Source organism: Rouxiella silvae (assembly GCF_002093625.1).
GTDB classification, from domain to species: Bacteria; Pseudomonadota; Gammaproteobacteria; order Enterobacterales; family Enterobacteriaceae; genus Rouxiella; species Rouxiella silvae.
In genome coordinates this window covers 18,897-27,799 of the sequence record NZ_MRWD01000068.1, presented here as the reverse complement: position 1 = coordinate 27,799, position 8,903 = coordinate 18,897, and the positions used below count along the sequence as shown (strand labels likewise).

At 52.6% G+C, this 8,903-nt stretch carries 7 protein-coding genes; all 7 read right to left on the bottom strand.

Annotated elements, in window-relative coordinates; genetic code table 11:
• Positions 1-260 precede the first annotated feature (260 nt).
• On the bottom strand, positions 261-2,090 hold the full coding sequence (gene glmS, locus BS639_RS21355; RefSeq protein ID WP_084984278.1) for a glutamine--fructose-6-phosphate transaminase (isomerizing): 1,830 nt from the start codon (positions 2,088-2,090) through the stop codon (positions 261-263).
• 226 nt (positions 2,091-2,316) lie between these two features.
• Positions 2,317-3,690 (bottom strand): bifunctional UDP-N-acetylglucosamine diphosphorylase/glucosamine-1-phosphate N-acetyltransferase GlmU, encoded by a 1,374-nt coding sequence (gene glmU, locus BS639_RS21350; protein ID WP_084984277.1) that lies wholly within the window; start codon positions 3,688-3,690, stop codon positions 2,317-2,319.
• Positions 3,691-3,990: 300 nt separating this feature from the next.
• On the bottom strand, positions 3,991-4,416 hold the full coding sequence (locus tag BS639_RS21345; RefSeq protein WP_055775404.1) for a F0F1 ATP synthase subunit epsilon: 426 nt from the start codon (positions 4,414-4,416) through the stop codon (positions 3,991-3,993).
• 52 nt (positions 4,417-4,468) lie between these two features.
• The gene (atpD, locus tag BS639_RS21340; RefSeq protein WP_055775401.1) at positions 4,469-5,851 is read right to left on the bottom strand and encodes a F0F1 ATP synthase subunit beta; all 1,383 of its coding nucleotides are present in this window, start codon (positions 5,849-5,851) and stop codon (positions 4,469-4,471) included.
• A 32-nt stretch (positions 5,852-5,883) separates the two neighbouring features.
• On the bottom strand, positions 5,884-6,750 hold the full coding sequence (atpG, locus tag BS639_RS21335) for a F0F1 ATP synthase subunit gamma (protein ID WP_055775399.1): 867 nt from the start codon (positions 6,748-6,750) through the stop codon (positions 5,884-5,886).
• Positions 6,751-6,807: 57 nt separating this feature from the next.
• Positions 6,808-8,349: a F0F1 ATP synthase subunit alpha gene (gene atpA / locus BS639_RS21330; protein ID WP_055775396.1), complete on the bottom strand. Its 1,542-nt coding sequence runs from the start codon at positions 8,347-8,349 to the stop codon at positions 6,808-6,810.
• 12 nt (positions 8,350-8,361) lie between these two features.
• On the bottom strand, positions 8,362-8,895 hold the full coding sequence (gene atpH / locus BS639_RS21325) for a F0F1 ATP synthase subunit delta (RefSeq protein WP_055775393.1): 534 nt from the start codon (positions 8,893-8,895) through the stop codon (positions 8,362-8,364).
• Positions 8,896-8,903 lie beyond the last annotated feature (8 nt).

Here is an 8,903-nt window from a genome sequence, read left to right as displayed (position 1 = left end):
CTGTTAAAAACATAAATTATCATTTTTTTATGGCTGTATTTATTAATCATGTTGTAATGAAAATTATATTTTCACCAAAAAAGCCCTGAAAAATAAACACACCGGTGTAAAACCTGTGTAGATCAAACGCACAAAAACTTTCTTTTAATTAGCGATTATTTTAACCATAAAAAAATCCGGTATGCTTTTTAAGAGCACAACCGGATTGTTGCTGATTACCACGTTATTGGCCGCCCACAATATGTGGGTGGCCATATTTTTTATTCTACCGTGACCGATTTCGCCAAATTACGCGGCTGATCGACGTCGGTGCCTTTGATAAGCGCAACGTGGTACGACAGCAGCTGTAGCGGAACGGTGTAGAAAATCGGTGCGACAATCTCTTCAACGTGCGGCAGCTGAATGATTTTCATGCCGTCACTGTCGGTGAAACCGGCATCCCTGTCGGCGAAGACGTACAGCTGACCGCCGCGTGCACGCACTTCTTCGATGTTGGATTTCAGTTTTTCCAGCAGTTCGTTGTTAGGTGCCACCACAATCACCGGCATATCGGCGTCAATCAACGCCAGCGGACCGTGCTTCAGCTCACCGGCAGCATAGGCTTCGGCGTGAATGTAGGAGATTTCTTTGAGCTTCAGCGCACCTTCCATCGCGATCGGATACTGATCGCCACGCCCCAAAAACAGCGCATGATGTTTATCGGAGAAACCTTCCGCCAACGCTTCGATGGTTTTATCCAGCGACAGCATCTGCTCAATGCGTGCAGGCAGTGCCTGAAGCGCATGAACGATGTCGTGCTCTATCTTCTCGTCCATGCCCTTCAACCGGCCGACCCTTGCCACCAGCATCAGCAACACGGTCAACTGAGTGGTAAAGGCTTTGGTTGAGGCCACGCCAATCTCCGTGCCTGCTTTGGTCATCAGCGCGAGGTCGGATTCACGCACCAGCGAAGAGCCTGCCACGTTACACACCGCCAGCGAGCCTAAATAGCCCAGCTCTTTCGACAGGCGCAACGCCGCCAGCGTATCGGCGGTTTCACCCGATTGAGAGAGAGTAATGATTAGGCTGCCCGGACGCACGGCAGATTTGCGATAGCGGAATTCAGAGGCAATTTCGACGTCGCACGGCACACCGGCCAGCGCTTCGAACCAGTAACGTGCCACCATTCCCGAGTGATATGAGGTGCCGCAGGCAATAATTTGCACGTGTTGCACTTTGGCAAGCAGCGCGTCGGCGTCGGCTCCCAGTTCACTGAGATTGATTTTTCCATGCTCGAAGCGGCCTTCCAGGGTGTTTTTAATCGCCTGCGGCTGTTCGTAGATCTCTTTCTGCATATAGTGACGGTAGGCGCCTTTATCACCGGCGTCGTACTGCACTTTAGACTCGATCTCTACGCGCTCAACCGGCATACCGGTTTTATCGAACACGTTAACTTCACGGCGTTTAACTTCCGCTACGTCACCTTCTTCCAGGAACATGAAACGACGAGTCACTGGCAGCAGCGCCAACTGGTCGGAAGCGATAAAGTTTTCACCTACGCCGCGGCCAATGACCAACGGACTGCCGGAACGCGCAGCCACCAACACCGACGGGTCGCGTTTGTCCATCACTACGGTGCCATAGGCGCCGCGCAGCTGCGGAATAGTGCGCAGTACGGCTTCAAGCAGAGTTCCGCCCTGAAGCAGCTCCCAGTGCACCAAGTGAGCAATAACTTCGGTATCAGTCTGCGATTCAAAACGATAACCGCGCTCAAGCAGCAAAACGCGCAGCGGTTCAAAGTTTTCGATAATGCCGTTATGGACCACGGCAATATAATCAGACACGTGCGGGTGCGCATTCGCCTCAGACGGTTCGCCGTGCGTCGCCCAGCGGGTGTGGGCAATACCGGTGCCACCGTGCAGCGGATGAGACTCCAGCGCATCGGCCAACATCTGCACTTTGCCTACACGGCGCAGACGGCCCATGTGACCTTCATTATCGACCACGGCCAGACCGGCAGAGTCATAGCCGCGGTATTCCAGACGGCGTAATCCTTCCAACAGAATTTCAGCAATATCGCGTTGCGCTACTGCGCCAACAATTCCACACATCGGTTTTATTCCTATAGAAAGCCTGTTCACAGGCTTTTTTGATGCCTTAACCTGATTGATATCCGCGTCGGTCTTGCAGGCAAGCCGGGCGGGTTCCCCAAGCCTTGTAGAGAAGGGGATTATTATGTTTTGCCTTGGCCATTTGCTAATAAAGGCCAGGGCAAAACACAATCGACATCATGCTGAAAACGGGTACGGCGGTTCGCACCCGTTTTAATAATAGAACTTACGTGCTTCTCTTCACCGGGCGTTTCCAGTCCGGTTTATGGACCTGGGTTACGCGGCTAATAACCAAGCCACCGGCGGCAACGTCGCGGGTGATGGTTGTGCCCGCGGCGATGGTCACGTCGTTGCCCACGCTGACGGGCGCGATAAGCTGCGTGTCGGATCCAACAAACACGTTGTCGCCGATAATGGTTTGCGACTTGTTCACGCCGTCGTAGTTGCAGGTAATGGTGCCTGCGCCAATATTGACGTTATCGCCGATAACCGCGTCGCCGAGATAGCTAAGGTGGCCCGCTTTGGACCCTGCGCCGAGCCGCGCTTTTTTCAGCTCGACGAAATTGCCGACGTGCGCCCCCTGCCCCAGTTCGGCCCCCGGACGCAGGCGGGCGAATGGCCCAACGCTGCACTCGGACTGTAGGCTTGCACCTTCGAATACGCTGTAAGGACTGATCACGCAGTCGTCGCCGATGGTGCAGTCTTTTAAGATGCAGCCGGCACCAATGGTGACGCGGTTGCCTAGCCTAACCTTACCTTCAATTACCACGTTGACGTCGATACTCACGTCGATGCCGTGCGAAAGGTAACCCCGCAGGTCGAAACGGGACGGGTCCATCAGCATCACGCCGGCCAGCAGTAAACGCTCGGCCTGCTCCTGCTGATAAACGCGCTCAAGGCGAGAGAGTTGCAGGCGGTTGTTCACGCCCTCAACCTCACTCAACCGCGCCGGATGCACGGTAGCAATTTTGTGGCCTTCCGCGTGCGCCATGGCAATAATATCAGTGATGTAATATTCACCCTGAGCATTGTTGTTCGAGAGCTGGCTCAGCCAACGCTTAAACGATGCACCATTGGCCACGAGAATGCCGGTATTAATTTCGTTTATTTTAAGCTGCTCGGCGCTGGCATCTTTTTGTTCAATAATGCCTACCACCTCGCCATTGTTACGCACAATGCGCCCATAGCCGCTTGGATCGTCGAGCTTGACGGTTAACAGGCCAATTCCGCCTTCCGGCTTGGCGGCCAACAGCTTTTGCAGTGTTTCGACTGAAATCAACGGCACGTCGCCGTATAGCATTAGCACGTCTTCATCATCGGAGAAATGCGGCGCCGCCTGCTGCATCGCGTGTCCGGTTCCCAACTGTTCAGCCTGAAGCACCCAGTTCAGTTCGCTGGTGGCCAGACTCTGCTTAAGCAAGTCACCGCCGTGGCCATAAACCAGATGAACATTGCTGGCGCCAAGGCGCGTGGCCGCATCGATTACGTGCTGAACCATCGCTTTTCCGGCAAGCGGATGCAGTACTTTGGGAAGATTGGAATACATACGAGTGCCCTTGCCTGCGGCAAGGATCACGACACTTAATGCGCTGTTAGACATAAGCAACCTGACAAATCCAGTTTGATTGACAAAAGTAACCCGTTAGTCGGTCGGATTACTACATATTTTTCATTAAAAACTACTCCTAGGCCGCACGGGCCAAGGGTTGAACACTCTATAAGCTACTCGTTAAGAAACGCGCTAAAACTGTCTTCAATAGTAGACAGTATTCCATTGAAACGGGGGGAAATGAATGATGAAGATGCCGAAAAATAGGCTTTTTTAAAGGTAAAAAAAAAGCGACCCGAAGGTCGCTTTTTCAACTGGCAGTGCTTTAGTCACTTATCTGGCAATTGCCAATCAGTAACCCGCCTTCCTGGTCAATTCGATCACGCGAAGTTTCGCGAGCGCTTTGGCCAGTTCAGCAGACGCCTGAGCATAGTCGACGTCGCCGTGAGAACCATTAATGTGGTCTTCCGCTTTACGCTTAGCTTCAAGCGCGCGCGCTTCGTCGAGGTCTACTCCACGGATTGCAGTGTCAGCCAACACGGTCGTCGCGTTCGGTTGCACCTCAAGGATGCCTCCGGAGAGATAGATATACTCTTCTTCGCCGTGTTCTTTAACAATGCGCACCATGCCAGGTTTGATGGCGGTGAGCAGCGGGGCGTGACCAGGGAAAATACCCAGCTCACCTTCGCTACCCGTCACCTGGATTTTCTGTACCAGGCCGGAGAACATTCTCTTTTCCGCGCTGACAACATCCAGATGGTAAGCTTTTTCAGCCATGTCACCTTCCTCTCTCAATACTGCAACGATCTTTACCCCCTAAGGGAGAACATTACAGTTTTTTGGCTTTTTCCACGGCTTCTTCGATAGGGCCAACCATGTAGAACGCTTGTTCTGGCAGGTGGTCGTAGTCGCCTTCGATAATGCCTTTGAAACCACGAATGGTATCTTTCAGCGGTACGAATTTGCCTGGAGCGCCGGTAAATACTTCAGCAACGAAGAATGGCTGAGACAGGAAACGTTCGATTTTACGCGCACGGGATACAACCAGCTTGTCTTCTTCAGCCAGCTCGTCCATACCCAGAATTGCGATAATATCTTTCAGTTCCTTGTAACGTTGCAGAATAGACTGCACGCCACGCGCCACATCATAGTGCTCTTGACCTACGACCAGCGGATCAAGCTGACGGCTGGTTGAGTCAAGTGGATCTACCGCTGGGTAGATACCCAGAGAAGCGATCTGACGGCTCAGTACCACGGTCGCATCCAAGTGGGCGAAGGTGGTGGCTGGAGATGGGTCAGTCAAGTCATCCGCAGGAACGTAAACGGCCTGAACAGAGGTGATTGAACCATTTTTGGTCGAGGTGATACGCTCTTGCAGAGCACCCATCTCTTCCGCCAGCGTTGGCTGATAACCTACCGCAGAAGGCATACGGCCCAGAAGTGCAGACACTTCGGTACCGGCCAGGGTATAACGGTAAATGTTATCGATGAACAGCAGTACGTCACGACCTTCATCACGGAATTTCTCCGCCATGGTCAGGCCAGTCAGTGCTACGCGCAGACGGTTGCCCGGTGGCTCGTTCATCTGACCGTAAACCAGTGCAACTTTGTCGATAACGTTGGAGTCAGTCATCTCGTGGTAGAAGTCGTTACCTTCACGAGTACGCTCACCCACGCCTGCAAACACAGAGAAACCTGAGTGCTCAGCCGCGATGTTACGGATAAGCTCCATCATGTTTACAGTTTTACCTACACCAGCACCACCGAACAGGCCGACTTTACCGCCCTTGGCGAACGGACACATCAGGTCCATTACCTTGATACCGGTTTCCAGCAGTTCCTGGGAGTTTGCCAGCTCTTCGTAAGAAGGAGCAGCACGGTGAATACCACGGCGTTCTTCTTCGCCGATTGGGCCTTTCATGTCGATTGGTTCACCCAATACGTTCATGATACGACCCAGAGTCGCAGTACCTACTGGTACTTCGATTGGGTGTTGCAGGTTGTTCACTTTCAGACCGCGACGCAGGCCGTCTGAGGTACCCATTGCGATACAACGAACAACGCCGCCGCCGATCTGTTGCTGAACTTCGAGCACCAGCTTGGAGGTACCGTTTTCTACCTCAAGAGCAGTGTACACGTTCGGTACTGCATCCTGAGGGAACTCGACGTCCACCACGGCGCCGATTACCTGGATAATCTTTCCAGTAGCCATCTTGAATCCTCTACGTAATTCGTAAACCTAGCTTAAACCGCGGAGGCTCCCCCGACGATCTCGGTGAGTTCCTGAGTGATGCTGGCCTGACGAGCCTTGTTGTATACCAACTGCAGCTCTTTGATCAGGCTGCCGCCGTTATCGGTGGCGGCTTTCATCGCTACCATTCGCGCGGCCTGTTCGCTGGCCAGGTTTTCTACGACGCCCTGATAAACCTGAGACTCTACATAGCGACGCAGGAGGGTATCCAGCAGTGCTTTAGGGTCTGGCTCATACAGGTAATCCCAGGACTTGTTCGCCAGTCCGCCGGTTTCTTCCGCAGGCGGAAGTGGCAGCAGCTGCACGATTCTTGGTTCCTGAGACATGGTATTGACGAATTTATTGCTAACAATGCACAGCTTGTCTAAACGACCTTCGTCAAAGGCTTGCAGCATCACTGCAACCGGACCGATCAGTTCTGACAGGGAAGGGTTATCCCCCATGCCAGTAACCTGGGCAACCACGTTGCCACCCACGGAACCGAAGAAAGATGCAGCTTTTGAACCGATCAGGGCCAAGTCAACCTCGACGCCTTGCTCGCTCAAACCTTTAATCTCTGTCAGCAGTTTTTTGAACAGGTTAGTGTTCAAACCGCCACAAAGACCGCGATCGGTAGACACGACCAAATACCCAACGCGCTTGATTTTACGCTCGTCCAGGTATGGGTGCTTATATTCCAGATTACCCTGCGCAAGGTGACCAATCACTTTACGAATGGTATCTGCATAAGGACGGCTGGCCGCCATGCGTTCCTGCGTTTTACGCATTTTGGAGGCGGCGACCATTTCCATCGCTTTAGTGATCTTTTGCGTGTTTTGCACGCTGCCGATCTTACTACGTATCTCTTTTCCGCCGGCCATCTCTGCTTCTCCTCATTACCAACCGCCCTGCCGCGTTAACGGTAGGGCGGTTCAGTATTACCAGGACTGGGTTGCTTTGAAGGTCTCAAGGATAGATTGGAATTTACCCTCGATTTCCTTGTCGTACGCACCAGTTTGGTTGATTTGTTGCAGCAGCTCAGCGTGCTCGCGGTCAGCGTAAGCCAACAGCGCAGCTTCGAAGCTACCCACTTTGGACAGCTCGACGTCTTCCAGGAAACCACGTTCTGCAGCGAACAGAATCAGAGACTGCGCAACGATTGACATCGGTGCGTACTGTTTCTGTTTCAGCAGCTCGGTCACTTTCTGACCGTGGTTCAACTGTTTACGCGTAGCTTCATCTAGGTCGGATGCAAACTGGGAGAACGCAGCAAGTTCACGATACTGTGCCAGAGCGGTACGGATACCACCGGACAGTTTTTTCATGATCTTGGTCTGAGCAGCACCACCAACACGGGATACCGAAATACCCGGGTTAACCGCTGGACGAATACCGGAGTTAAACAGGCTTGATTCCAGGAAGATCTGACCATCGGTAATCGAAATTACGTTGGTCGGAACGAACGCGGAAACGTCACCAGCTTGCGTTTCGATAATCGGCAGCGCAGTCAGAGAACCGGTTTTACCTTTCACTTCACCGTTGGTGAATGCTTCAACGTAAGCAGCGCTTACGCGAGAAGCACGCTCCAGCAAACGGGAGTGGAGGTAGAACACGTCACCTGGGTAAGCTTCACGGCCTGGCGGACGACGCAACAGCAGGGAAATCTGACGGTATGCAACAGCCTGTTTAGACAGGTCATCGTATACAATCAGTGCATCTTCACCGCGGTCACGGAAGTATTCACCCATCGCGCAACCCGAGTAAGGTGCCAGGTATTGCAGCGCAGCTGATTCAGATGCGGTAGCAACAACAACGATGGTGTTAGCCAGTGCGCCGTGCTCTTCCAGTTTGCGAACCACGTTGGAAACGGTGGAAGCTTTCTGACCGATAGCGACGTAAATACATTTGATACCGGAATCGCGCTGGTTGATGATCGCATCAATTGCCAGAGCAGTTTTACCGGTTTGACGGTCACCGATTACCAGTTCACGCTGACCACGACCGATTGGGATCATGGCATCGACTGACTTGTAGCCAGTCTGAACAGGTTCGTCAACGGATTGACGATCGATAACGCCCGGTGCGATAGCTTCAATTGGAGAGAAGCCGTCGTTTTCTACCGGACCTTTACCATCAATTGGCGCACCCAGTGTGTTAACCACACGGCCCAGCAGGCCGCGGCCAACTGGAACTTCAAGGATACGGCCAGTACATTTTACTTTCATCCCTTCGGCGAGGTCAGCGTAAGGGCCCATAACTACGGCACCTACGGAGTCGCGCTCCAGGTTCAAGGCGATAGCGAAGCGGTTACCCGGCAACGCAATCATTTCGCCCTGCATGACATCGGCCAGGCCGTGCACGCGGATGATCCCGTCAGAAACGGAAACGATAGTACCTTCATTGTGAGCTTCGCTCACTACATTGAACTGTGCAATGCGCTGCTTTATCAGTTCGCTGATTTCGGTGGAATTCAGTTGCATGCTCCAGTCCCCTTAAGACTGCAAGACGTCTGCCAGGCGTTCAAGACGACTGCGAACGCTGCCATCAATCACCATATCACCTGCACGGATTACGACACCGGCAAGAACAGACTTGTCAATTTTGCAATTCAGCTTAACTTTGCGAGACAAACGTTTTTCCATCGCAGCAGCAATTTTTGCCTGCTGTTCTTCAGACAGAACGTTGGCAGAAGTAACTTCCACTTCAACGGTCGCCTCTAAGGCTGCGCGCAGTTCAATAAACTGCTCGAGCACTTCAGGAAGAACGCGTAAACGTTTGTTATCAGCCATAACCTTAATCAGGTTCTGACCCGCTTCATCGAGTTGTTCACCACATATCTCGATAAACGTTGCAGAGAGTGCTTCAGGTGCCAGAGCACCAGAAAGCAGTTCTTTGATATGTTCATCGGATGTGACTTCAGCCGTGAACGCTAGCATGGACTGCCAGCGGTCTAAGCTTTGGTGCTCAACGGCAAAGTCAAAAGCTGCTTTGGCGTAGGGGCGAGCTACCGTAGTAAATTGTGACATCAGCCCCT

Bases quoted from the DNA above. Each gene is read 5' to 3' on its own strand.
- atpG (WP_055775399.1), bottom strand. From the start codon at position 6,750: ATGGCCGGCGGAAAAGAGATACGTAGTAAGATCGGCAGCGTGCAAAAC.
- atpA (WP_055775396.1), bottom strand. From the start codon at position 8,349: ATGCAACTGAATTCCACCGAAATCAGCGAACTGATAAAGCAGCGCATT.
- atpD (WP_055775401.1), bottom strand. From the start codon at position 5,851: ATGGCTACTGGAAAGATTATCCAGGTAATCGGCGCCGTGGTGGACGTC.
- atpH (WP_055775393.1), bottom strand. From the start codon at position 8,895: ATGTCACAATTTACTACGGTAGCTCGCCCCTACGCCAAAGCAGCTTTT.
- glmS (WP_084984278.1), bottom strand. From the start codon at position 2,090: ATGTGTGGAATTGTTGGCGCAGTAGCGCAACGCGATATTGCTGAAATT.
- BS639_RS21345 (WP_055775404.1), bottom strand. From the start codon at position 4,416: ATGGCTGAAAAAGCTTACCATCTGGATGTTGTCAGCGCGGAAAAGAGA.
- glmU (WP_084984277.1), bottom strand. From the start codon at position 3,690: ATGTCTAACAGCGCATTAAGTGTCGTGATCCTTGCCGCAGGCAAGGGC.